Source organism: Methanobrevibacter sp. (genome assembly GCF_017409525.1).
Classification (GTDB): Archaea; Methanobacteriota; Methanobacteria; order Methanobacteriales; family Methanobacteriaceae; genus Methanocatella.
Genome location: NZ_JAFQSO010000017.1, coordinates 85,316 through 110,436, shown reverse-complemented (window position 1 = coordinate 110,436; position 25,121 = coordinate 85,316). Strand labels below are relative to the sequence as shown.

At 34.5% G+C, this 25,121-nt stretch carries 28 protein-coding genes; 6 read left to right on the top strand and 22 right to left on the bottom strand.

What is annotated here, in order from left to right; all coding sequences use genetic code 11:
* Window positions 1–371 precede the first annotated feature (371 nt).
* The 3 genes from IJE64_RS10020 to IJE64_RS10010 are packed head-to-tail and all read left to right on the top strand — an operon-like array spanning window position 372 to window position 1,624.
* The gene (locus tag IJE64_RS10020) at window positions 372–782 is read left to right on the top strand and encodes a GerW family sporulation protein (RefSeq protein ID WP_292785408.1); all 411 of its coding nucleotides are present in this window, start codon (window positions 372–374) and stop codon (window positions 780–782) included.
* A 10-nt stretch (window positions 783–792) separates the two neighbouring features.
* On the top strand, window positions 793–1,368 hold the full coding sequence (locus IJE64_RS10015; protein ID WP_292785406.1) for a DUF2953 domain-containing protein: 576 nt from the start codon (window positions 793–795) through the stop codon (window positions 1,366–1,368).
* Window positions 1,361–1,624 (top strand): hypothetical protein, encoded by a 264-nt coding sequence (locus tag IJE64_RS10010; RefSeq protein WP_292785404.1) that lies wholly within the window; start codon window positions 1,361–1,363, stop codon window positions 1,622–1,624. Before IJE64_RS10015 ends, IJE64_RS10010 begins: the two co-directional genes overlap by 8 nt.
* Here the strand turns inward: IJE64_RS10010 and IJE64_RS10005 are convergent.
* On the bottom strand, window positions 1,616–3,145 hold the full coding sequence (locus tag IJE64_RS10005) for a thiamine pyrophosphate-binding protein (RefSeq protein WP_292785402.1): 1,530 nt from the start codon (window positions 3,143–3,145) through the stop codon (window positions 1,616–1,618). The genes IJE64_RS10010 and IJE64_RS10005 overlap by 9 nt on opposite strands.
* Complete coding sequence (locus IJE64_RS10000) at window positions 3,142–3,600, bottom strand: deoxyuridine 5'-triphosphate nucleotidohydrolase (RefSeq protein ID WP_292785400.1); 459 nt, start codon at window positions 3,598–3,600, stop codon at window positions 3,142–3,144. The genes IJE64_RS10005 and IJE64_RS10000 overlap by 4 nt, the downstream gene beginning before the upstream one ends.
* A 63-nt stretch (window positions 3,601–3,663) precedes the next feature.
* Between IJE64_RS10000 and dmpI the strand changes: the two genes are divergently transcribed.
* Complete coding sequence (gene dmpI / locus IJE64_RS09995; RefSeq protein ID WP_292785398.1) at window positions 3,664–3,852, top strand: 4-oxalocrotonate tautomerase DmpI; 189 nt, start codon at window positions 3,664–3,666, stop codon at window positions 3,850–3,852.
* 228 nt (window positions 3,853–4,080) lie between these two features.
* Here dmpI and IJE64_RS09990 read toward each other — a convergent pair whose 3' ends face one another.
* The 3 genes from IJE64_RS09990 to IJE64_RS09980 form a co-directional block, all read right to left on the bottom strand.
* A complete protein-coding gene (locus IJE64_RS09990; protein ID WP_292785396.1) occupies window positions 4,081–5,016 on the bottom strand; it encodes a hypothetical protein in 936 nt (311 codons plus the stop codon).
* 62 nt (window positions 5,017–5,078) lie between these two features.
* Window positions 5,079–7,256 (bottom strand): Ig-like domain-containing protein, encoded by a 2,178-nt coding sequence (locus IJE64_RS09985; RefSeq protein WP_292785394.1) that lies wholly within the window; start codon window positions 7,254–7,256, stop codon window positions 5,079–5,081.
* 1,372 nt (window positions 7,257–8,628) lie between these two features.
* Window positions 8,629–8,946 (bottom strand): hypothetical protein, encoded by a 318-nt coding sequence (locus IJE64_RS09980; RefSeq protein ID WP_292785392.1) that lies wholly within the window; start codon window positions 8,944–8,946, stop codon window positions 8,629–8,631.
* 317 nt (window positions 8,947–9,263) lie between these two features.
* On the opposite strand from IJE64_RS09980, the gene IJE64_RS09975 reads away from it, so the two are divergent.
* Window positions 9,264–9,500, top strand: coding sequence for a hypothetical protein (locus tag IJE64_RS09975; protein WP_292785390.1), 237 nt, complete (start codon window positions 9,264–9,266; stop codon window positions 9,498–9,500).
* A gap of 225 nt (window positions 9,501–9,725) precedes the next feature.
* Here the strand turns inward: IJE64_RS09975 and IJE64_RS09970 are convergent, their stop codons facing one another.
* Window positions 9,726–11,183 carry a sodium-dependent transporter gene (locus IJE64_RS09970; protein ID WP_292785388.1) on the bottom strand — a complete coding sequence of 486 codons (1,458 nt, stop codon included), beginning with the start codon at window positions 11,181–11,183 and terminating at the stop codon, window positions 9,726–9,728.
* A gap of 39 nt (window positions 11,184–11,222) precedes the next feature.
* On the opposite strand from IJE64_RS09970, the gene IJE64_RS09965 reads away from it, so the two are divergent.
* A complete protein-coding gene (locus IJE64_RS09965) occupies window positions 11,223–11,600 on the top strand; it encodes a DUF4258 domain-containing protein (RefSeq protein ID WP_292785386.1) in 378 nt (125 codons plus the stop codon).
* A gap of 3 nt (window positions 11,601–11,603) precedes the next feature.
* Here the strand turns inward: IJE64_RS09965 and IJE64_RS09960 are convergent, their stop codons facing one another.
* From IJE64_RS09960 to IJE64_RS09885, 16 genes are all read right to left on the bottom strand, one after another.
* Complete coding sequence (locus IJE64_RS09960; RefSeq protein WP_292785384.1) at window positions 11,604–13,103, bottom strand: hypothetical protein; 1,500 nt, start codon at window positions 13,101–13,103, stop codon at window positions 11,604–11,606.
* 5 nt (window positions 13,104–13,108) lie between these two features.
* Window positions 13,109–14,896, bottom strand: coding sequence for a putative glycoside hydrolase (locus IJE64_RS09955; RefSeq protein WP_292785382.1), 1,788 nt, complete (start codon window positions 14,894–14,896; stop codon window positions 13,109–13,111).
* A 14-nt stretch (window positions 14,897–14,910) separates the two neighbouring features.
* Entirely contained in the window at window positions 14,911–16,266 is a 1,356-nt protein-coding gene (ftsY, locus tag IJE64_RS09950) for a signal recognition particle-docking protein FtsY (protein ID WP_292785380.1), read from the bottom strand.
* Between the two features lie 134 nt (window positions 16,267–16,400).
* Entirely contained in the window at window positions 16,401–16,835 is a 435-nt protein-coding gene (gene pfdA, locus IJE64_RS09945) for a prefoldin subunit alpha (RefSeq protein ID WP_292785378.1), read from the bottom strand.
* 17 nt (window positions 16,836–16,852) lie between these two features.
* A complete protein-coding gene (gene rpl18a / locus IJE64_RS09940; RefSeq protein WP_292785376.1) occupies window positions 16,853–17,077 on the bottom strand; it encodes a 50S ribosomal protein L18Ae in 225 nt (74 codons plus the stop codon).
* A 24-nt stretch (window positions 17,078–17,101) separates the two neighbouring features.
* A complete protein-coding gene (locus IJE64_RS09935) occupies window positions 17,102–17,776 on the bottom strand; it encodes a translation initiation factor IF-6 (protein WP_292785374.1) in 675 nt (224 codons plus the stop codon).
* A 45-nt stretch (window positions 17,777–17,821) separates the two neighbouring features.
* The gene (locus IJE64_RS09930; RefSeq protein WP_292741864.1) at window positions 17,822–18,067 is read right to left on the bottom strand and encodes a 50S ribosomal protein L31e; all 246 of its coding nucleotides are present in this window, start codon (window positions 18,065–18,067) and stop codon (window positions 17,822–17,824) included.
* 11 nt (window positions 18,068–18,078) lie between these two features.
* Entirely contained in the window at window positions 18,079–18,234 is a 156-nt protein-coding gene (locus IJE64_RS09925) for a 50S ribosomal protein L39e (RefSeq protein ID WP_004032463.1), read from the bottom strand.
* Window positions 18,235–18,254: 20 nt separating this feature from the next.
* Window positions 18,255–18,839, bottom strand: coding sequence for a hypothetical protein (locus tag IJE64_RS09920; RefSeq protein ID WP_292785372.1), 585 nt, complete (start codon window positions 18,837–18,839; stop codon window positions 18,255–18,257).
* Window positions 18,840–18,844: 5 nt separating this feature from the next.
* The gene (locus IJE64_RS09915; protein WP_292785370.1) at window positions 18,845–19,207 is read right to left on the bottom strand and encodes a DNA-binding protein; all 363 of its coding nucleotides are present in this window, start codon (window positions 19,205–19,207) and stop codon (window positions 18,845–18,847) included.
* Between the two features lie 21 nt (window positions 19,208–19,228).
* A complete protein-coding gene (locus tag IJE64_RS09910) occupies window positions 19,229–19,666 on the bottom strand; it encodes a 30S ribosomal protein S19e (RefSeq protein ID WP_292785368.1) in 438 nt (145 codons plus the stop codon).
* A gap of 95 nt (window positions 19,667–19,761) precedes the next feature.
* Window positions 19,762–20,019: a YhbY family RNA-binding protein gene (locus IJE64_RS09905; RefSeq protein WP_292785366.1), complete on the bottom strand. Its 258-nt coding sequence runs from the start codon at window positions 20,017–20,019 to the stop codon at window positions 19,762–19,764.
* Window positions 19,988–20,353, bottom strand: coding sequence for a ribonuclease P protein component 4 (locus tag IJE64_RS09900; protein WP_292785364.1), 366 nt, complete (start codon window positions 20,351–20,353; stop codon window positions 19,988–19,990). Before IJE64_RS09900 ends, IJE64_RS09905 begins: the two co-directional genes overlap by 32 nt.
* Window positions 20,354–20,625: 272 nt before the next feature.
* Window positions 20,626–21,171 (bottom strand): adenylate kinase family protein, encoded by a 546-nt coding sequence (locus IJE64_RS09895; RefSeq protein WP_292785362.1) that lies wholly within the window; start codon window positions 21,169–21,171, stop codon window positions 20,626–20,628.
* A gap of 11 nt (window positions 21,172–21,182) precedes the next feature.
* On the bottom strand, window positions 21,183–22,277 hold the full coding sequence (locus tag IJE64_RS09890; RefSeq protein WP_292785360.1) for a GTP-binding protein: 1,095 nt from the start codon (window positions 22,275–22,277) through the stop codon (window positions 21,183–21,185).
* A gap of 72 nt (window positions 22,278–22,349) precedes the next feature.
* Complete coding sequence (locus IJE64_RS09885; RefSeq protein WP_292785358.1) at window positions 22,350–25,082, bottom strand: STT3 domain-containing protein; 2,733 nt, start codon at window positions 25,080–25,082, stop codon at window positions 22,350–22,352.
* Between the last annotated feature and the right edge of the window lie 39 nt (window positions 25,083–25,121).

Below are 25,121 nucleotides of genomic sequence, written 5' to 3'. Positions count from 1 at the left end.
TTTAAAACCACAATTAATTACTATTAATTGAATAATATATCATTTATAAATTACTCCTATATAAAAAAAGAGAAAGAGCATTTGAAAAGTAATCGAATAACGAACTCAGAGCAATTTTTCACACCCAAAACAATTTAATATGCCCCACAATAAAAAAAAAGAAAGTATACCGAACAAAAAGTCATGACCTAAAATAGCCTCAAGAAAACACAAAATAAAAAAAATGCAACAAAATTAATTAAAAAAAATAGTACACCCAACAGTGCAATTCATCCCCAACCTTAAAGAGGTCGAGGTATTCTTGCAAAATTAAGATAAAAATATTTTAAACATTAACAACAAATATTAATTAACAATTAGGATGTGAAACTATGACAAACAATATTAAAATAACAGTCGAAGAATTACGCAAACTTATAAATGTAGACAATGTTATCGGCTCCCCAATTGAAACTGAAGATAAGATCTTAGTTCCAGTGATGAGAATGGGAGTTGGATTTGGAATTGGTGAAAACCTATTAGGCAAAGAGGGAAGCGATGCGGCAGGTGCCGGAGCAGGAGTAGAACCAATTTCCATGGTAATGATTCCTAAAAAAGGAAATAGCGCTGAAGGAGTTCGCGTGCTTGATTTAAGTAAAGGAAGTGATGCGAATAAGGCATTATCCGATTTAGGCTTAATAATTACTGACCTAATTAAAAAATATATGGATTCCTCAAATAATGATTATGATGAATCTGAATACATAGAACCTGAGTTCACAACTAAAGACGAAGAAGAATAGGAACTATCCCATGTTAAACATCCTATTGATGATTATTCTCATAATCATCATATTTATTCTTATTTTATTATATGTAGGAGTTAGAATAGCACTCATCTACGATAAAAAAGGAAGAAAATTAGAAGGATGTTTAAAAATACTGATTTTAAGAAAAATAAAAGTCTATTCCAAACATTATCCCAGTGAAGATGACAAAGATGAGGATGATGAAGAGGAAGACGAATCGCATAATGTGAAAAATATAATCGAACTGGCCAAACCTTGCTTTGGATACATTAAGGAATTCCTGAAGTCATTGAACAAATGTATCCGAATTACAAAACTACAAAATCATCTCATTTTTGGTCTTGACTCCTATGCAGACACCGCAAAATACATTGGCTACATTTGGAGCTTGCTTATTGTCATAAACAGTGCTCATGAAAATTCAATGCTGACGGCAGAACCTTCATTCAATGGGAGCGTTTTAGATGCCAAAGGAGAAAATTATATTGACATCAACATTTTAAAGTTAATGCCGCCATTAATAAAACTGCTTTCCAAAAAAGAAGTGCGCCAGCTAATACGGGGGATCAGAAATGGATAAGGAAATTAAAAAAATCTTTGACTACATCTTTAATTTCAACACGACAAATGAATATCTGTTTCATAAGTTATATGGTTTCACATTTGTCTTCAGGCGAGACATTACAACACTAAATGACAAGGTGACCTCAGCTGAAATACTTCCCGTTGGCATAATTTATGAAGAAAATGATGAATTTTGCTATGCTCCCCTATATGGAAATGATGAGATAGATGAAATTATTCAAGAATTTGTTGAAAAGGAACTGTCAAGGTAACGGGATATCCTCACTTTCAACAACGACCTCAACAACAAGCGGACCTGACAGGTCACTCTCAAGCAAATATTCCAAGTCAGACAAGTTATCAACACGAACCGCATCAATTGAATAGCTTGAAGCCAACTTTACAAAATCAGGATTTTCAAGGCCAACCTGATAAGGTTCCATGTCATAAAAGCTTTCTTGCCATTGCCTTATTATTCCAAACTCCGAATTGTTTAAAATGAACACAATAACATTCAGATTATTCTCTTTTAGGGTTGCAAGTTCCTGCAGATTCATCTGGAAGTCCCCATCCCCATTAACTACAACAATCTTTTCACCTGTTGCAACACCGGCACCTATTGCGGCGGGAAGACCGTAACCCATAGGTGCAAGACCTCCCGAGAATAATAATTGCCTTGGTTTCAGTGACTTTTTCAAAAGTGCAGTCCAGGTAGTGTGGCTTCCCGCATCTGAAACTATTATATTATCATCAAATTTATCTAAAATTCTTTTAATTGCCGCTTGAGGATATAAGTCCTTATCCAGACCTTCAATATCTATACTATTGTCGATTTCCAAAATTTCACCTAACCAGTCAGCATCCCTAAACTCGATTTCCGCTAAAAAGTCACTAACCTTTCCATGAATCGGGAAATTTCCCACCAAAACGTCCTTGTTAATGTTGACATGGACAAGATTGTCCGGAACTGTAGGGAGTGTTCTCTCACTTGCCTTTATGCCCAATGCCACGATGCAATCCGCATTTTCAAATGCATATTTGGCACGCGGTGTTGAACGTGTTCCCACCAAACCCAAATTCAGGTCATCATCTTCCGATATGATGCCTTTAGCATGAAAAGTTGTAGTGACAGGTATCTGATATTGCCTTGCGATTAACTCTATATTGGATTTCTGTGAAATCGCACCTGCACCCAATATAAACAATGGCTTTTGAGATGAATTGATCAGCTCTTGAGCTTTTGAGATATTGGACAAATCATCTTCACACAAATAACATAAATCGAAGTCCTCAAACTCATCGGATAACAATACATCTTTTGATAGGTTAATGTGAATTGGACCTTTTGGATTATTTTTAAGCTCGAAAATGGATGCTCTTAAAACATACATCGCTTCAGTGCCATTTAAAGGATTATATGATGCTCTTGTGATGTTTTTAAATATTTCCACTTGCGGCAGGCTTTGGAACTGGTCGGTTCCCCTATACTTAAGCTCATTATCTCCGGTTATGACAAGTATCGGAACATTATCCTTGAATGCAGTAGCCAGTGCCATTGTAAAGTTCAGCGCGCCAGGAGATGCTGTTGCAATGCAAACCCCAATCTTGCCGCTTGCCCTTGAATATCCATCTGCTGCATGAGCCGCCGCCTGTTCATGGCGTGTTAAGACATGCTTAATATTTGAAGTGGAAAGGGACTTATAAAGTGGCATTATCTGCTCACCAGGTATTCCAAACACCTCTGTGATGCCTTCCTCTTCTAGAATTTTGACAAAATTATCTGAAACGTTCATTTTTCTTCCTCTTGATAAGATCCGCTGTATTCGCCGGAGCCCTCTACTGGAAATACGACTGCCTGAGCAATCCTGTCACCGGATTTGATTTTATACTCAAAATCTCCATGATTGTAAATCATGAACATCAATGTCCCATAAAAACCTGGATCGCCAACTGCAGTCTGAACAGAAACAAATGACCTTAGAAGTGTTGAGCGTGGAAGATAAAGCATGGTATATCCTTTTGGAATTTTTATTTTCCTCTTGATGCTTGCCAAATAGGCCGTATGAGGTTTCAAAGTGTAAACATCTCCTTCAAGCTCTTCAATTTCAGGCAAATTCTTTTCATTGTCAATCAATGACCCGGAAGTTTTTTGAACGTAAATCTTATCCAATTCTAAATCAATTCCAGATGGTTGCACCAAATCTGCAAAATCCGGAAATAGCTTAACAAGTTCCTCTTCACCAAGCATAATATCAAATCCTTTAATAATTTATTTATATTATCTTTGTTATAAATTTTAATTGGTGATAAGATGCCTGTTATAACAATTGCTGGAAATGATGGAATTAGTATTGAGAAAAAAAGAGAAATGGTTAAAAAAGTATCCGAAACAGTAGCTGAAGCATATGATTTGCCTATTGAAGCTATAACTGTTCTCGTGCAAGCTTATCCAAAAGAAAGTATTGGAGTGGCTGGCGAACTATTATCTGATAGGGAATAATTATTCCTTATTGGAAACTATTTCTTTAAAACTGGTTTTGGAAATTTTTTATTATTTTTTCTTTTTGAATGAAATTTTTTGATATTTTCTTTTACTCTTAGGGGTGAAAACATTCACATCACCTTAATTTTAAAAGGAAATTCTAAAAAGAATTTCCTCGTTCAAACCAAAAAAGAACTTTGGCATTTGCATAGCAAACACCAAATTAATATTAGTATTAAAAAATATTTATACATTTGTCTTTCTGTATCCGTCACCAATTTTTTCAACAAGGCCTTTCTCGACTAGTAAATCGAGATTTTTATTAATCTTTTCGTCGAAGTTTTTTGATTTGAATCTGATTAACGCTTTCTTAATGTCTTCCAAAGATGTTTCGCCCTCGATTGAATCATAAACGCTTTTCTCAAAAGGAGTCAAATTGAAGACAATTTGATTCAAAGGTGACTTTGATTCGTCAATGTTCTCAAATGACCATACCTCATCGTTTGTCTTTACGCCAAATTCGATTTCCAAGTCTTTGATGTTATCTTTCAATTCATCCAAGTGAGGATAGCTGGCAAGACCATATTTATGCTTTGATATCTTGGCTAAAAACTCCCCATACACTTCATCTAAATCAAAATTGTTAGTGTCTGATGAGTCAAGAACATATACCTTATCGTCAATGACTTGGGTGACCTTGTATTTTTCTGACATGTCACAATAGCTGATTGTGCCGAATTCATTGACATTCCAGTTATGCTCAAGAAGGTAATTTCTCACAAATTGCGCATCCTCAAGATTATCATAATAACCGAAGATATAGTCATCACCGGCAATCTGTTTTTTGATTATGAAAATGTCGAACACTTTTGAGATGTTCAAGCCATACTTGGAGTTGTTTGGATTTCTGATGTGTTCTTTAGTGAGTTTATCTATTGTCTTTTGAGAGGGTTTGCTTTTGGATTTTCCAATCAGCTGGATTTTATCGTCCAGAATAGCTAAAATCAAATAATCCTCTCCATATCTTATGGTTTGGGGAATCTCGGTTAAATCCCAATTGTTTTTGACAAGCAAGTCCCGTATGAAAATCGCATCTTCCAAATTAGTGATTTTTGCATATACCCTAGAGCCTTTAACAATATTATAAGAGGACTTGTTTTCCCGCAAGTATTTTTCACTCATCAATCATGACCCCTATATAAAACACGATAAAAAAAAAAAGAGAAAAAAATAATTTAAAAAAATTATTTTATTACTATAGTTGTCTTTTTAACAGTATCTCCAAGGCAAGTCGCCTGGTAGATTATTTTTTTGCCAACTTTAAGATTTTTGAATGCAGATTTCGGAATTGTGACTTTTGCAACACCTTTGGAGTTGGTTTTTGCAGCATATGTTTTGCCATTGAATTTGAAAGTAACTTTTTTGTATTTCACAGGTTTTTTGCCAACTTTAACAGTTGCGCTTAAAACTAATTTCTTGGCTGATTTTTTAACGGCACCAAATTTTAATGTAATATGATGTATCTCTACATTTATTGACTCTTTAGCGTTCTTAAAGCTAGCTTCGATTTTGTGCTTTCCAGCACCCAACTTAATATTGGCAACACCATTAGCATCAGTTTTAATTTTAACTGTTTTCTTGTCGACTTTAAAGGCCACATAAGTATTTTTAGCTAATTTATAGTTGATGTAGACTTTTATCTTAACGCCTTCTGAAGATACTTTAACACTGTCGAAATTTACCTTAGCCGGCAAAACATCAAGGTAACACCATAATGTAGTGTTATACCCATTATCTCCAACATAATCTATGGCAATATCATAATACTCTCCAACTGCAAGGTCCTTTAAAGGCAAGCTTGCTTTTCCATTCTTAATTGAAACCTTGTAGGTTTTATCCAAAATGGAAAATAGCACATATCCTTTGCTGTCTTTGGTTGCAACAACATCGATTGAATTATCATCACCGCATCTCATCTCGTATTGGTAATTCAAAGCAGGGATTATTTCAATTGTTGTATTTTCTTCATCGACATCGAAATCATCACCAGTATATCTTGCAAATAGATTATAGTATCCAGGAATTAACCCATTAACATTAATTTTGGCAATACCTTTAACTAAAGAAACTGATTTGTAAAGTTTGGAATCAATATAGACTTCCAGATTGCCTTTAGCTTCTTTTGGCAATGCAATGCTTACATCACAATCCTGATAGCGGAAGAGATCATCAACTTCAATCTCATATCTGACTGTGAAGTTATCCTCAAGTGTCATTGGAGTATATTTTGAATCGCCAGGATAGTTAAATATTATTGTGTAGTTGCCTGCAGCAAGATTTGAAACATCCAAATCCGCCCAGTTGTTTTCCAATTTGAGAGGATATCTAACACCATTTATTGTGACATTGATTAGTTTTTCATCCATATCCTCCGGCAGGTAGAAATTGACTTCATTGTCAATGCCATATACGAAATTATATGCATACATATAAACGACATAGCTTACATTGACCAATGCCTTTTTTGATTTTGTGAAATTGCTTGCATTGTATTGCACTTCAATCAAATGCTCACCGCAGGTGATATTGTAAAATATGGAATGCAGGAACTCACCGTTTCTATCTAATTTGTCTTTATAAACCAAAACACCATCGACAAAGACTGAAACTTTTCCATCAGTGTTGTTTATTGTTTTTGCGGTAAGGCAATCATCATGATCCAGAACAATGTTTTTTGGAATGTGGATTGTCATGTCCTCCACACTAAATGGGAATGTCTTATCGAACGGATGGTAATAGTCATCACCCTCATATTTGATTCTGACAGTGTGATTGCCCAATGGCAACCTGTTGAAGTTGGTAATGTTTAAGAATGTGTAGTGGTTTGCAGTGAGATTCTGTAAAAATTCCTCGTCAACATAAAGGTTAATTAACCCCCGTGCTGATTCAGGGAAATATAACATCATATACTCGCTATCATCATACTGTAAAATTTCTTCTCTGAATGCTTGGATTTCATAATCTGGACTGACCCTCATCACCATAAGAGTGTGGTTTGATTTAATTTCTGTGTCATTGAAGTAAAGATAAAGATAGTATGTGGTGTGGTCTGTGTCCCTGTTTGATATAAGTATGGGCATTCCGCTTTTTGGAATTGTGATTGGAATCTTAACGGAACCTGTGATGTTTTCATTGTAGAATTCAACACCGTTGATTTTCACCTTCAGATTTCCAGAAGCATTTGCCGGAACATCAACATCGATTGTCCCCATATCCTTCTCATAGACCTTTTGGTCAAAAGTAACATTAATATTGTCAGCTGCACTCGAATCTGCTGTTGCATTTCCCTCAGCGCTGACAGCCCCCATCATCATTATAGCCAGCAATAAAATGCCCGCTATTAAAATCTTATTTATCTTCATATTATAACCATGCCCAAATTGTATATACTATTAATTTTGTATCCATATACTATATAACACTTAATATTTTCAAACGAATCATGTTAAATTTAAAGGTGCATTTCAAGTGTAACGGCTTAAAAACAGCATTTTTCAAAATTAAAAGCCATTTACGTCATTTCCGAATAACCTACCTTGAAATTGAAAAACCGGATTTAAATAGTATTTAAATGAGAAATGTCTAAAAAATCTTGAGTTACTTGGAATGAATTATTTTACAATAACTAACATCCTCCTCTTAAAAATCAAAATGGATTAAAAATTAGTTACATTTCACTAGATTCCAACAAGGAAACTATGCATTTTGCTTAAAACCACAACATTTCAGATATGGGGTTGACTTTTTGAAATCTTGAAAAAAAAGTAGAGATGGGAAAAAACAACACTGCCTCTGAATTTGTCCCAACTTTAATGAATTTCAGGAATATCAATCATATCCAGTTAAATTGAAAAAAACATTCAAAAACTAGCTAGAAAATTTAATCATAACCTCCGATCAATATAATTTTAGAAAGAGAAATAAGATTAAAATATTTTCAGATCTTACAAAACTACAGAATAAAATTTGTAATCTGGAGATTATTCTAATATTTAAAATTGATTTAGGAAGTATTTTGCAATTTTCAATAACAAAAATCTTTTCCAGTAAATAGAAAAATTTAGCTGAAAGTGTAAAAAAAGGCAAAAATTATACCAGTTAAGTCAATCTTGTGACAGAAAATATTTATAGATACGGAAATTATTTTTGATTTGAAAATTTTTTTTAATAACTACACTTCATGTTCATTATCGCAATATGGAATTGAAATTTCAGCCTTTTCATCATTGAATTCAAATTTGCCACTTTTGAAAATTCTCTTGGATGGCACAAAAATTATAACAATTCGACAACAAAACAATTTAATTAAGTGAGTGAAATGAACATTATGAAAAAACTAATATTTGCAGTAACCCTAGTTTTCTCAGCAATAATGAGTTATCTTTATCTAACAGCTTTCATTACTGTTGGAACAATACGATATTTTGTTTATGCAAGTCCATTTTGCATATTCTTTTTAATCTGCTTGATTTATCTTATTTCAAGAGTTTTTCCAGATAATCATAAAAATAGATTTAACTTCATAGAATCCAATTTTAGATTTATTTTCCTGGCTTTTTTAATCATATGCGCTGTGTTCTATATCATTGGAACCCCAGGAGAAACTTATGCTAGGATAAATTATTTATGAACTTGATTGTGGAACATTAACGTTAAAACATCTGAAAAGAAGAAAAATGTTTAGACTCCAATCTAAGGAGCATAAAAGCAATTGCTTTAAAAGCTTATCGGAAGTTAATCAAACCCAATGGTCCGTGCAATGGTCATCATTAGATCTTTGCAGTTTTGTTTTGGAACCGCACCGACAAAGCCTTCCAATTTAGATTCTCCGAATATTCCAAAGTTTCTAACCCAACCCTCTAAAATCACTTCATTGCCATTGAATGTATATTTAATGAATTTTGGAACAAAAAGTACTCCAGTGCCCTTCTGATAGACAACTTCTCCATTTTTAACTTTCTGCTCATAACCGTTGCTTGTTAAAATATTCAAAATCATCTGTTCGTCTTGGGCAGGGTTTTTACTTTTTGCCCGAATTATAGTCCTTGACATAATAACATTTATACATAGCATATTATTTAACATTAATGTTAAAAAATTCTCAAATTTAGGTGAACAAAAATAACTAAATTTTTAAATACTAATATCAAAATAATAATAAACATAACACTCCGTGTTATACTCTAAAAAAATTTTTAGTTTAAGTTTATCTAAGGGTCTCCCTTAGATTTACTTAACAGCTCCTTTTCTAAATAACTATCATAATTCCGAGCAAATTTCTTTTTACATGACCACGTATTTTAAATAAGAAAATAAATAGAATTAACATTAAGCATTGCTGCTTTTAAAAATTGACGGAGGGAAATTATATGGCTGAAGAAAAAAGTATGGCAATAGCATTGATTATTTCCATAATATTTACAGGTATCGGTATCCTATATGCTGGAGATGCTGTTAAAGGAGTTACTATCTTTGCAATTTCAGTTTTATTGAACATCTTAGCAATGTTTGTAAATCCATTCTTATCATTCATTAATATTATCGTATGGATTGCAGGATTGTACCTCACATACAAACAAGTGAAAATCGCTAACGGCACTGCTTAGAATGATTTGCTCACAAATCATTCTTTTTTTATTTTTTGATGCATCTATTGCATGAACTAATTTTAAAAAATAACCCAACCATGAAAATATTAACAATCACGATGAATAATTCTACTATTTTTCAGAATGAAACCTGTTAAATCATGCCTGAAATTGCTTATTTAATATGATAATTTAGGTTGCAAAATCAAATGTCAACTATTAAAAAAAGATAAAGAAGATAGATCAACTATCTCCAGCAGGTTTAGCTTTAGACAATATGAACGCAAAGACAATGACAGCTATAATGATAATCAAGTCAATCATTATCTCGAATGCCTTTGCAGTTGAGAACAGCTGAATAATTCCAGCTACCCACATTATGATCAGAACAGCAGGCAACAGGTATCTGATTATAAACATCCATATTGTTCCAACTTTGAATGTAGAATTCTCGTTTAAAGCCGGAAGTAAATGTTCAAGTCCATAGAACCATGCAAATATAATACATTGGACACCGATTAAAAGCAATATTCCAAATTCATTTACAAATGTATCAATAATTCCAACAAGATAACTGCTGATTCCAGTTGTCAGAAGAAGTGAAAATGCACAACCGATAACAGACAATACTGTGGCTGTCTTTTTACGTGACCAACCGAGCTTATCGGATGTTGAACTCAACATTGGCTCCAAAAATCCAAGTGCTGAAGTGATTCCTGCAAATAAAATTGCCAGGAATAACAGTGGAGCTAAAATACGTCCAATAGGCCCCATAACATTGAAAATCATTGGGAATACAACAAACACCAATCCTGTCCCTTCAGTAACTAGCTGAACCATCGGCGTTCCGGCAGTGACAGACATATATCCTAAAATCGAAAACACACCAAATGCAGTGCAAATTTCAAATCCTGAGTTTGATGCAACTACAATTAAAACATTGTCTGTTAATTTTGAGTTTTCAGGCAAATAGCTTGCATAAGTAAGAGCAATAGCCTGTCCCATACTTAATGAGAAAATGATTTGAGCGAATGCTGCAAGCCAAATGTTCACATTTAAAAGCATGCTCCAATCAGGAGTAAGCAAAGTGTCAATTCCGACATTGGCGCCAGGCAATGTAAGGGAATATCCAATAATTATGGCCATTATAACAAACAATGCAGGGATTAATATTTTTGAAACTTTTCCGATTCCCTTATCAACGTCCCTGTGTGAAATAAACCATAAAACAACCCATAAAAGAAAAACACCGATTGTTGTTGGGATAAGCAGAAAGCTTGCATTGGATAAATTAGAACTTCCGCCAACAGTATTTACAAAGTATGCTGCAGTATCGGTTCCCCAATTAAATGTAAAGCTACTTAAAAGGTAAATCAAGTCCCAACTTAGAATCACCATGTAATAAATAACAACTATAAACACAAAAAGAACCAAAATCCAAGCAATGACTTCAAATTGCGGTTTGATTTTCTGCATAATCTTTGAAAATGATTCCTTGAAACTGAATCCTACACCATATTCCAATATTAAAAATGGAATCCCCATGATAGCTATTGCTACAAAATAAGGGATGAAGAATGATCCCCCACCATTGGAATACAGCACATAACTGAAACGCCAGATGTTACCCAATCCAACAGCGGCCCCAATCATAGCAAAAATAAATGCGAGTGACGAATCCCAGTGCGCTTGTTGAGTCATGATAAAATTTTTATTGTAAGATATATAATAATGTTTACTATGAATGTCTTTGACAAATTTTTAATGGGAGATACAGGAAGCATCAATTGGTGTTTTGAAAACAGGCATTTTATCCAAAGACTCGATGAAAATGGACTTACAAGAGAGTACGTTGTAGATTGCCTTTTAAATGAAGAGCCAATTAGCTGGGAGCATATAGAAAGGGAAAAATATGCTGCAGTATTCAAGGCACCCGAATCCAAAGACTACAAGGAAATCAGAGTGGTAATGGCATGCAGCGACAACTCGATTGACCTTGTTACTGTAATGAGAAATAATGAAACGACAACCAACCGCCAAAACAGACAATACCAATCAGACAAAAAGAAAAATATAGAAAAAAAGAGGCTTAAAGCATTATCTAAAAGAAAATGGTAATGATTAAACCTTATTGAAATCCAAAAGATAGGTAATGCCTATTCTAAATAATACAACTCCCTTTGCGCCACCAGCCATGGCCGCTTTAGCATCCTTCAAAAGCTCAGAGTGGCTCAGACGAACAACATTGCTGTCCGATTGATATGCCTGAAGGCCAGTCCATACCTGAGCCCCATTTGATTGCTTGACGAATGCTGCAGTCACATCATTAATCCAATCCGTGCCCTTTTTGTAATTGCCTTTATAAGCCATTATAACAATGGCATCCAAGTATTTTGTCATTGTTGGAATGTCCTGGCCATAATAATACTCCATCGCATGCGGTTCGGGCATTACTGAAGCAGACAATATGCAATTAGAATTTATTTTCCTAACCTCGGCACATGCCTTTTTGACGAAGTAATTAATGGCTTTGCAAGAAGTGTTGTAATAATAAGCCGTTCCAGCAAATCTTACATGATCGAAGTGAACACCAGCCACCCCCTTGATTTTTGCATATTTTTTGGCTTCGGCGATTTTTTTATTCAGATAAGAGTACTTTATAGACCCGCCCTCATTAACAGGCAGTATCCATTTTTCATTGCTGTAGCATACTTTCATCCAGATATGAACCTTGATTCCATATCTATTTGCTTTTGCAATCCAAGATTGGACTGTCGATTTGCCAAAATGAGATATTGCTTCAGAATGTAGGAAAATTTGCTTAGTTCCTTTGTTCTTAAGTGTTTTGAAGTTTACACTTTTCATTCCAGAAGCCCGGACCCAATATCCATTGCCTTTTGTGATTGAAGGATTTACAGTTATTTTACATGACCCTGATGATGCAAGATAAGGGCAATTTGATTTGAAAGAAAACTCGGCCGTGTAAGTCCCCTTCTTTAAGCTTAAAAAAATCTGCGCATAACCTTTTGAGTCTGTTTTACTAGTGTAAGTCTTTCCATTTACTTTAAAAGTGACAGTTTCGTTTTTAACAGAAGCCCCCTTTGCTTTCTGCAGGCGAACTATAAATGCAGATTTAGAACCCTGCCTGTAACTGATATCCGCATCTGATTGCTTTAAAGTAGTTTTGACAGGGGCATAACTAGTTATCTTAGTTGTTCCATTGAACGGATTTGCATTATCATTGCCTTTAAAAGAATAGCTTAAATCATAAGTTCCTTTTTTTAATGCAAGAGTTAGAAACACTTGACCGTCATCATTAGTCCTTTTAGAGTAATTGACACCGTTTATGTCAATTTTTACAGAGCAATTGGATAGGCTCTGATTTTGAGATGTTAATGTCAATGTGAATCTTGTTGAAGCATTCTCAAAACATCTTGTAGAATCAACAGAAATATAAGAATCGTTTTTTATAACTTCATTAGATGAGCCATCACTGACCTCCAAAACATTATTTGCCCCACCAACATCTTCAAAAACTGTTGAATTTTCACTGGCCGATACGGCTGAAATAGAAAGCAATGTTAATATTAACAGGAATGAAATTATGATCTTAGCTTTCATATGTTTCATCTCAGTTCTGTGTAATTAAAAAAGTTAAATAATGAATATCTAAAAACAACCACACCTGTAGCTCCACCAATTCCGGCATAATTTGTATCCTTGATTAAAGTGGATACTTCTAATTTATTTGAATTATTATCGGACACATATCCCTGAAGGCCAGTCCATACTTCAGCTCCATTTGACCTTTTAACAAATTCTGCAGTCACTGTCTTAATCCAAGTAGCAGTTTTTGCATAATTTCCCTTGTATGCCATTGGGATGATGACATCCAGATACTTTGACAGCTCCGAAATGTCCTGGCCATAATAATATTTCATCGCAGACGGCTCCGGCATCAATGCGGCGGAAAGTATTAAAGAAGAACTTAAATTATGCAACTCATCGCAAGCCTTTTTCATGAAGTAATTAATGGCATTTACGGCATTTGCATATTTATATGCTGTTCCAGGGAACCTTAAATAATCAAAATGAATTCCCGCCACTCCATCTGTTGAGGCGTAATCTTTTACTTTATTAATAATGGAATCAAATAGAGCATAATTGTATGTTCCATTTTTAGTTAAAGGAGAAATCCATCCTCCGCTATAAAATGTTTGCACCCATATATGAACATTAATTCCTAATGATTTGGCCTGAGTTGAAAAGCTAGCCACACCTTCTTTTCCATATAAATCAAAAGCATGTGCATTTAAAAATATTTGATTAACACCATAATTCGCCATTTTTGTTAAGTTTACCTTCTTCATGTCGGCTCCGAATAGCCAAAATCCATAATTTCTAACATGATCGGATTTAACTTCAATATCATAATGCTTAATTGTCTTTTTATATGCTGCAGTATCATATGAACTTACGGAAAGCTTATATACTCCTGTAGGCAGTTTAATATTGAAACTAGCAAGACCTTTACTGTTTGTCACATTAGTGTAGGTTTTTCCATTGATTTTAAATAAAATAGTTTTTTTAGGTATTACCTTTCCACGGCAATCCTTATAGACGATGGTGAACACGTCAGATTTCTGATTTCTATAATCGATATCCGTCATTCTTATAATGTCTGTAGGCATTCCCTTTTTGACATTAATTTTTGCCGATGCACTGGATGGATTAACATATTTCAAACCACTAAAATAACATTTAATTTTATATGTTCCTTTTGGCAAGTTAATATCCAAAGTTGCTTTACCCTTTCCATTAGTGGTGGCTGTGTATTTTTTACCTTTAATAACAAAAGTAACTTTTTTATAAGGTAATTTAATGCCCCCCGCAGTTAAAACAACCTCATAAGTATTTTTAACACCAACATACGCCACATAGTAAGGTGCGGTAATTTTTGAAACTTTATTGCTAATTACTGTAACCCTTTTAGAAATGTTTAATGGCACATATCCCATTTCATCAAAATCAAAATTTATTTCATATGTCCCAGTTGTGGATAATTTCAAATAGATATGCCCTTTGGCATTAGTAGTCTTATTTAAAATCTTGTTATTGTAGCTAACTTGAACTTTCTTATTAGCTATGCCCACTCCTTTCTCATCTAAAAGCTGAAAATCAAAATTAGTGCCTTTAATTAACACTGATTGGGGAGTGCATTTTGATGAAGTTGCAACAACTTTATTAGACTCTAAGCCATCATCACTTACGACACTTAAATTATCAGCGCCATTATCTGCCATCGGAGAATCTGAAGTTTGATTATCGGCTGCACTGACTGTCGCTAAACATAAGAATATGCTTAAAACAATGCAAACAATAACAATCCTTTTATAATTTATATCAATCACCATCAGTTACAATAAATCTATTCCTCTACCTCAATAGCCTCATCATCTTCTGAGAATAATTGGTTTAACATCCATTCAGCATCATATTCCTTAATATCATCGTATCCTTGACCGACACCCAAAAACATGATCGGCTTTTTAATAACATAACCTATTGAAAGAGATGCTCCTCCCTTACTGTCGGCATCTGCCTTGGTTAAAATTACGCCATCAATATCAATCGCTTCGTTGAACTTTTTGGCCTGTTCGGTTGCATCATTACCGGTTAAAGCATCACCAACGAAGACGAGCAAATCAGGTTTGGATACCCTCTTAATCTTTTTCATTTCATCCATTAGATTTGTATTGGTCTGCATTCTTCCGGCAGTGTCGATTAAAACCAATTCTTTCCCCTGTGCTTTTGCATGTTCCACTGCATCAAATGCAACGGCTGCAGGGTCAGACCCCTTCTTATGCTTGATAATTTTAACGCCGACATTATCGGCATGATAGGTTACTTGTTCGATAGCTCCTGCCCTGAATGTATCTGATGCCGCAATAACAGGAGTATAACCTCTTTTAAGATAATAATTAGCTAATTTTCCAATTGTTGTGGTTTTTCCAGTACCGTTAATACCTACAAACATTACCACCAACGGTTCCCCTTCTTGCTTTTTGGCTTCAATCATTTCTGTCATTGATTTGCCCGGAATATCAATGATTTCGGCAACGGCATTTCTCAAAGCAAGGAAGGTGTATTCAGTAATATCATTACTTCTTTTAATTTTTTTGCCAACCAAATCATTTTTAACACTATCAACAACTTCTGAAGCCACTTCCATGGCCACGTCAGCCTGTAAGAGTTCCATTTCAAGTTCGAATAATATGTCTTCCACATGTTTTTCAGAAATTGTTTTTTCACGAACAAATGAGAATAATCCCCCGGTAGCTTCACCATCTGCAGAAATATCTTCCTTATTTTTATCTTTATCTTTATTTCTGCTCCAGAAGTGAGATTTTTTCTCCTCTTGAACTTCTTCAATGTCCTCTTCCAAATCTTCTTCGACTTCTTCTTCTGAATCTTCTTCTGAGTCTTCTTCGGCTTCATCATCACTAGATCTAAACCTGCTGAAAAATCCGGACTTTTTGTCCTCTTCAACTTCATCTGCAGAAGTTTCTTCATCCATACTTGTATCTTCAGCTTCAGGAAGCAAATTAGATTCATCTTCCTTATCTTCTTCTTTTTCTTCCTTATTTTTACGTCCAAATGAGAAAAATGAAAATCTAGTGCCTTTTTCCTCTTGAAGGTTATCTTCTGCTTCAGCTTCTTCGATAATCTCTTCTTCTAACTTTTCACTAGTACGTGAAAACTTCTTTTTTAATGATTCAAACAAAATTAACCCAACCTTTTATTTTAGTTAAAAATCTATACTGTTAATATTTACCTTTTTCATAGTATTTAAAGGCATTATAAAAAACAAGAAGAAATATTAAAAAAATAGAAAAAAAAGAAAAAATTGTAAAGTATTTATCCCATTTGAGTCATGTTGCCTTGAGCTGCAGCGGCGATTTGCTCAGCTTGAGCTTGAAGATTTCCAACAATATCAGTGCATTGTTGTAAGTTAGCCAGCATTTTGTCTAAGCTTTCACTTAAATCTTCTTTTTGCCCTGTGAGAATCTCACGAGCGCCGTCTGCATCTTTTTTAACAGCAAGACCAGAACCGATACTTACAATAATTTCATCAGTACTTTTAAGTTCTCCTTTAATGAAAGAACCTGCACCTACAGGAACAAACGCCTCAACAGATTCTTTACCTTCAATATCTTCTAAAGTATTGAATAATGCATCAACTTCAGCAATGGAAGATTGAATCATTTCAATTTGTTGTTGAATTAATTCAGCTTGTTGTTTGTATGCATTAATGTCATTAAGAAGATTATTTAATCTTTGTTGATCTTCCATGGTAACACCAACAAAACTTATAAAATTTCTTTTACAATTGGGTCTTCAACATCTTCAGGAGCAATTTCTTCAATAGATTTGATTGAAATTTGATTCCTGTTAATACCATGTTTACTTCCGAAACGTTCAAAGATTTTTTCTTCAATATCAGCTTCACAAGTAGCTTTGTATTCTTTAGTAAACTTATGATATTCATCGCCCATTACAAAAGTACCTTTAACTCTGTAAATTTTTGTTAACATATAAAATCCCTCATGATATATTAATTAAAAATTATCATCTAAAAAGCCTAATGCTTCTTCAACTCTAGCCATTTCAGGACCAGTACTATCTTTAGCTACGATTGCACCATGTGAATTAGCAATGGAGCAAGCACCAACTAAAGAAATACCTTTACCGACAGTACCAATATCTCCTTCAACACCAAATACTTTACGAGCCAAGTTAATATCACTGGAAGTTGCATTTTTAGTTATTAAAAATCCATTATTAGTAACTTTAATTAAAGATCCGATAATGTCGCTTCCACTAATTGAGCGGGATTCGACATCTACATCCAAAGTTTCTTCAATTATATTGCATGCATCTTCAGATAAGAACGGACTTACAATAGCGCCATTGTCATTTGCAGCTACAATATTTCCCACAGCAGTATACTGTGAAGGAATAGTGGCAACTTTTAAGTCCAATTCTTCAAATTGCTTAACTTCTCTATCCAAAACATGTGGGGAAACAACAATACCATTTGAATTAGCTACAGCTAAAGATCCTATAAGATTGCTGCCGGAAATAGAAGATTTGACAACATCGATTCCTAATGTTTCCTTAATAATTTCAGCTTTTTCATCTAAAAGATTATAAGGAACAATAGCCACATCATCAGTTGCAAGAATGAATACTCCTATATTCGGATTTCCTACAATATCGACTCTTTTCAACATATTGTTACCTCACATTAATCAAATATATGGCGAAGGTACTATAGCCTATTCTGCTAAAGTAGCTTTTACAACACCATCATCATCTTTAACTGCTTTTACAGTAATTTTAGAAGGTATTTTTTGAATACCTCTTTCCCAAATTGCATGATTGATAGACTCATCAAGTTTAACTTCTTCAGCTTTCATGTGTTTAGTTAAGAAGTTTTGTACTTCCCTGATTGCTCTAGGAGCTCTGATGGTCCTTTTGACATTTTTTACGTTTCTAAGTGGAATTGTGTAAACTCTTTCCATTTTAACCCCTCTTATAATTTAAGACTGTTTCTTCTCCAATGTCTAGGTTTTGGTCTGTATCTAAGTTTACGGTTAGTTTTAGCATAAGCCCAGATTGGAATTCTCCTATTTTGTTTGTTTGCTTTTGCCATTCTTAATTTTTTAGCTAATGGTTTATTTCTACTCATTTTCTCACCTGTAATAATAATTATTCTTTATATCCAATAACACGAGTTTGATAATGTTCCGGGAATATGTTTAATGAATTTCCTCCTTTCTCATCAATTAAAGTCCTGATTTCAACCTCATAATCTGAGCTATTGTCCTTATTTGACTTTTCATGAGAAATTTCAAATAAATTGGATGTAATCAATTTCACAGACTTATGGCCGAAACTGTCCAGATTTATATATTGAACATTTTTTCTATCTTCAAGACTTCTTATTTGATTGACATTTAATTTTGGAGTCCTATCATCACGTCTTGTCCCATCGGCAATAATATCGTATTTTTCCGAGACCTCTTCTATAACATTTTCATGAATAAACTTTATTCCATCATTCGGAAATCCGTCCTTCATTATCATGTCACAGGTTTTATCAAGAAGTTCGAAATCTAATTTTAAAACCTTATGATTAAAACCTAAGGATGCTGCTGATTTACTGGCCGGAATATATGAATCATAAACGCCAAAATTGGCTGTGCATAATTCAACGTCAAGACCTAATCTTTTAAGCATGACTGCCATGAAAGATGAATCTTTTCCACCACTATACAATACACCAGCTTTCATCGATATTATTTCCTTGTAATTTTAATTTCTCTTTTTTGACCAGCAATTTGTCTTAAAAGAACTTTTAGTTGTTCGTCAGTGACTTTGCCTCTTAAACTTCCAGCTTGAGCTGATTGAATTAATTGAAGTTCAATATTTTCAACAAGTTCAGGTTTAGTTAATCTAAGATTTCCCAATCTAGTACGAGCTTCAGGAGTCAATATCTGACCTAAAATTTGTTTTTTCTGAGCCTCGAACTGTTGTCTTTGTGCTTCTTGCTGTTGTGCTTGAGCAGCAGCTTGTTGTTGCTGTGCTTGATTTTGCATAGCAGCCTGTTGAGCTTGTAATTCAGCCATTCTTTTTTGACGAATTTCATCTAAATCGCTCATATCAAACTCTCCGAATTATAATTAATATTTTTCAAGTTCAGGAATATCTTTAATGATTTCAGCAGAAATTTTATCTAAGAATGATCTTCCTGCTGGGGAAACAACTCTTCCACCTTCAACTTTTTCCACGTATCCTGCGTCTTCCAGTTGGTGAAGTGCGGTTCTGACAATGGATCCGCTTCCTTTTCTGAATACTTCAGGACGTACACCACGGTCTTTTTTACCACCGTAGAAAGTTCTTAAACTCATTACTCCTACAGGACCGTCCATGTAAACTCTTCTGATGATAGAAGCAGTTCTTATATACCACCAATCAGCATTTTCTGGTTTTCTTTCTTTGTGAACACCAGTTTTAACAAAATTGGACCATGCAGGGGAATTGATTTTTTCGTTATTTTTAAATTCTTCTGCGACTTTTTTAATTAATAAATCTGCAGGTACATCAAATACAGTAGTCATATTAATTCTCCAATATTTTATTAAATAATTGTAGCTTAATCCACTGTAAATTTAAGACCTAAAAAATAGGGCCTGTAACTCTAAATTTAAAATGTTTAAGGCTTTTTCTTGTAGATTACAGCAACGTGGCCTCTAACGTCAATGAGCTGCGCTCTTGTCTTAGAGACTATTTCATCTATGTAATCATCTTTATTTCTAGCGATATTTTTTGCAAATTTAAGTTTAACAATCTCATTAGCCTTGAGTTGGCGCTTGATTTCTTCAATAACATTATCATTAACGCCACTTTTACCAATGTTAATTGTCATCGCATTAAGAGCTCTATTCATCATTTCTTTTTTTGTGTGACTCATATTTAGCTCTCCTTTTTAACTTTTTTTCCTTGCGATAAGGAATTTTCATTACATGACCACATTCACCACAAAAAATGTTAACCTCTGAGTTAACTAGCCGGACGGTGCAATTATGGCCAGGGTAGAGAAACTTCTTACATTCCTTACAATACCTTCGAGTCCATTTTTCAGGGACCTTGGTATTGTATTTAGTGGACAATTTCAATGCAAGTTCCACATAACGATTGGATCTCTCAGGATGGGTGATGAATTCCATCTCAGCACGCTCAAAAAGAATGTTCATTCTTTCAATCGCTATGTTAATCATCCATTTAGGTCGTTTTCCTCTACTCAAAAATATCCTCCTCATAATTATGAAAATAGGATATAATATTCAAAATTGAATTAAAATGATTTGCGCAAATTAAAACAAAAACCATAGTTAAAATAAACCTTAGGTTAATATGAATATTAAGAATAAATATGTATATTACCATTTATAAAGGTTATGGATTTTATACCAATTTACCTTCAAAACTAGATAATTAAAAAATAAATAAATAAATGAGTTATTCTAACCCATATACTCTTTCAATGCATTTAATTTATCAAAATCAATGCAAAAAATCAGGGATTTGAAATTAACCAATCCATAAAATCAATTTCGCCAACACTAGGATTAATCTTTCCCCCAACAATATCAGATATTAAATCTGCAATCTCTAAAACGGACATGTCAGTAGCATCAATTTCTGAAATATCCTCGCCATAAAGCTCATAAGCTTCAGCACTGCATACTCCCATAGCTTCCGCTTCCAGATTCTCTTGAATTTTAGCATCTGAATAATCACGGGCTTCAAGCCTGGACTTTAAAATTTCTGGCCTAACCCTTAAGACTATCACTTTATCCGCACCTGAGCACAAATGAGACAGATGCCCCTCAAAAATAAGCAATTCTTCACTACCGTAAATAATCTCTGAAACTTTTTCATTCAATGCTGGAATATCAATGACTTTATAACCCTTTTCATCATCAATTCCTAAAACAAAACCGTTTTCAATAGCCAAATCGTTGATTTTAATTAATCTGCAATTTAATTTATCTGACAATACTTCACCAACAGTCGTCTTGCCAGTGCAAGGAGTACCAGTTATAAAAATAGTTTTAAACATGATAATCAGAATTATTTTTTAAGAATGACCCTTAAGACATCCTCATCTTCAAGCACATGGTCAGGACCTACTTTTTGGCCTGGGAATTTGACTGAAGTTCCCCAAATCTTGGCATGCCTAAAGTTTTTAACAAACTCACGGTGCAGCTTGCCGCATGCATCAATGACTGTAGAACCTTTTTTAATGACCAATGGATCTTCCATATCTGCCTTTCTTCCTTGTGGCTTTAGATAAACTCTGACAAGGTCCAAATTATCAAATATTATATCTTTTAACTCATCAATATTCGTATTTTTATCAGCAGAAATCGGAATAAATTCAGGGATATACTTTTTAAGCTCTTCAACATACGCATCATCGACAAGGTCGACCTTATTGAGCAGAATCAACATCGGAACATAGGATTTGTTTCTATCAAGCACGTCAATGAACTGGTCCATTGTTACATCGTCTCTGAAAAGAACATCTGCATTAATGTAGCCATATTCGTTTAGAATTGACCTTATTGTCTTTTCATCCATATGTGTTAACTTACAGGTGGATGAAACTTTCACACCGCCAAGTTTTTTTCTCTTAACAGTAACGTCAGGCGGTTGTTCATTTGGCCTGATACCAATAGCTCTCAGTTCTTTTAAAATTACATTAACATGTTGGGGATTGAATGTATCCAACACCACTAAAATTAAATCTGCAGTTCTTGCAACAGACAATATTTCTTTACCCCTTCCTTTACCGCTGCTTGCACCGGTAATAATTCCAGGAATATCGAAAACTTGAATCTTAGCATTTTTATGCTCCATCACTCCGGGGACAATATCTAAAGTAGTAAACTGATAAGCTCCAACCTTACTTTCAGCATTTGTAATGTTATTTAATAGAGTGGATTTACCAACGGAAGGAAAACCTACAAGCACAACGGTAGCATCACCAGATTTTTTTACATGAAAACCTTGTCCTTTAGACCCACCACTGCTTCTTTGAAGTGATTCTTCCTTTAGTTTAGATAATTTAGCTTTAAGTTTACCTATGTGGTGTGAAGTTGCTTTATTATATGGTGTCTTTTGAATTTCCTCTTCAATGTCTTTTATTTTCTCCTCTATCCCCATCAAATCACCATATTAATTTAAAAAAAATAAAAAAAAAGTTTAGATTAGGCAGACCTAATCTAAGTATTTTGTCTATCCAGTGGATCCACCGGCAACAGTGTTGTCAAAGTTTACGTTGAACAGCATCACACCGTTTTCCATGTGAACATTTTCAAAGATGTCCTGACCGGCACCACCTAACAGGTACAATCTGGTAAACATCGAATTAACCAATTCGTTACTGATTAAGATAGGTGTGTAGTCATTGCCGTAACCCATCACGAATAATGTATAGTTGGCATTTTCAACATCTCCTACAGATTCGTTTTTCACAATATATCCGTCTTCGATTACGAGTATATTTGAAATGTTCAATGGGTTGTACGGAGTATCATTGACATATATTTGTTCACCGGTTTCGGTGTATACCGCTTCGGTGTATCCAGTGGTATTATTGTCTTTCCTATCAATGACTGCATTGATAGTCATACCTTGGTCTTCAAATAAAAGCACTTTACCTGAATTTCCAGGAGTAATGTTTGCTGAACCTGATTGAGGTATGTAGTAATTATAGTTTTCAGATGATTGGTTCTCGAAGTCCCAAGCACCGAAGTAACTCCACCAACCTGCTTTTTGAAGCATATCCGCAGACGCTACAAATATAACAGGACGCACTTCAGCAGGGTGAGTGTACTGTACTACATCATCTGCCTGCTCGGCAGTCAAACTATAGTTATTCATCAAAGTGTTCTTAGCATCCTCAGATGTTCTAGGTAAAATGTCAATTAGGATATCAGTAGCCTTACCTGTATCGTTAGTATAATTAACTAACGCTGCAGTAGCCTGAGTACCTGTTGAATCCAACATTCTAAAGATACCTGCGGACAATTCCAGATTATCCGTCGTCATCGCCTGACCCAGCCAGAATGCACGTTCACCTGACTGAGAACCTCCATCGAATGTTACTTGTCTATCAGCAGCAATCTCAAAGAGGTAACCGAAGTCCCACCAGGATGTGATTACAGTATCTTCATCAGTATTTTCGCCCACCCATTTCATAGCATTCCACATTGAATCGCTGGTACCTGGAACAACTGTTTCGGAAGTGATAAAAGCACCACAAACAGTTGGAGATAATAATGCGAGTATTAATGCCACAATAAGCACGTACTTTTTAACAGGCATCTTTATAGTTGCTGAATTGGATTTGATGCCATATACTGAAATTATTCCAAATGCTGCAATGGCCAAGAACAATAAGATACCAAACATCATATTTATTTGGGCTACTGGAACTGCAGCCAAAAATCCAAAAATGAAGAACAATGCAGCTATCCATTTGTCATTGCTTAATTTATTCTTAATATAATCGATTGCGAAACCGGTAAATATACCAGCTAAAAGTCCAAATGGCAATACGATTGTTGTAATGAACCTTGAACCTCTAGTTACAGCAAGAATTGTAATAACTACCCAAACAACAAACAGACAAGTATACAATACAGTTAAGCGTTTTGATGATAAAAGTTCATCAGTGGAACCGAATCCAATGTCACCAACATTGATTTTAAATTTAAGTTTATCATCAATTTTCTTAGCAGAAGATTCCCTTTTGCTTTTTGGTGGTTTTTTAGAAGACTTATTTTTGCCTTTTGTTAATTTTTTATCATTACTGCTAGTAGATTTGACTCCACTTCTCCAAAATTTGAAAGTTTTCTTTACAAAGACATACAATACGGATAAACCAGCAAATAATATAGTAATACCACCAATACCGTTTACAACACCGTTAGTATTAGCTAAAAATGCTGATGTCATTCCACTACCAAGCATGGATGGCATTTGCATCTCTGCAACAGAAACAAGTACGTTCGGGAATCCGCTTACAGCACGAGAAGCAGATTGCAATGAAAGCAAATTAAGCAATTCACTAAATATACCAATTGCTCCGTCGAAACCTTTGAAAAATGCAATGCCGACGAATCCGATAACACCTAGAATAATAATAGACAGCAGGTGTTTTTGATGTATGAACCATTGAAGTTTATTTGGATACTCCTCTTGATTGTCGTCACCAACATTAAAGATGTAACAAGCAATTAAGTAAACAACTGAGAATATTCCCATAAGACCTACATAAAAGATATAACCTGTCCATGATTGGGAGAATAAACCTATTGAAATAATAGATAAAATTGCAAATAAAACCTTATACAGGATATTTTTTGCCCGTATACTCTCTATAAAGAAGAATATAAAGAACAGTGAAAATATGTAGTAAAACATATCTGTATCGAAAAATCCTGGGAATGTGTGCGCAAAGTAGTTCGGAGCAAGCACTATAAGCAGGGTAGCTACAATAGCACCATAATTATTAGTCAGTCTTCTGGCAAATATGAATGCCGGAATAACGGCTAAAGAAGAAATGATGGCTCCAGTCCAAAATGCAATTTCTTTTACAGAATAATCTCCTCCAAAGAAATTATTCGCAACATCATGGAAGAACGTAGTAACGTATACAATTCCAAGTTCGTAATTAATCTCATCACCGGTAGGAGCGTACCTATGCATATCCCACTCACTACCGTTTATCTTTTCATCCCCTACATAGCCGTGATCTACATAATCTTCAGTCAACCTCAGGTTATAATATGAATCCATTTCACTGAAATAAGGAAGACCTGAAGAATCAACATATTCGCCTCTTGCTTCGTCAGTGAATATGTTTAAATCCGCTGCAGGAGCTTTTAATGCGAAGACAACAGCTAATAAAATTAGTATAATAACAACTGATTTAGCTACTGTCATCATTGTTTCTCTTTTCATCAAAAATCCTCATTTTAAGTTAATTTGAAAAATTGTTTT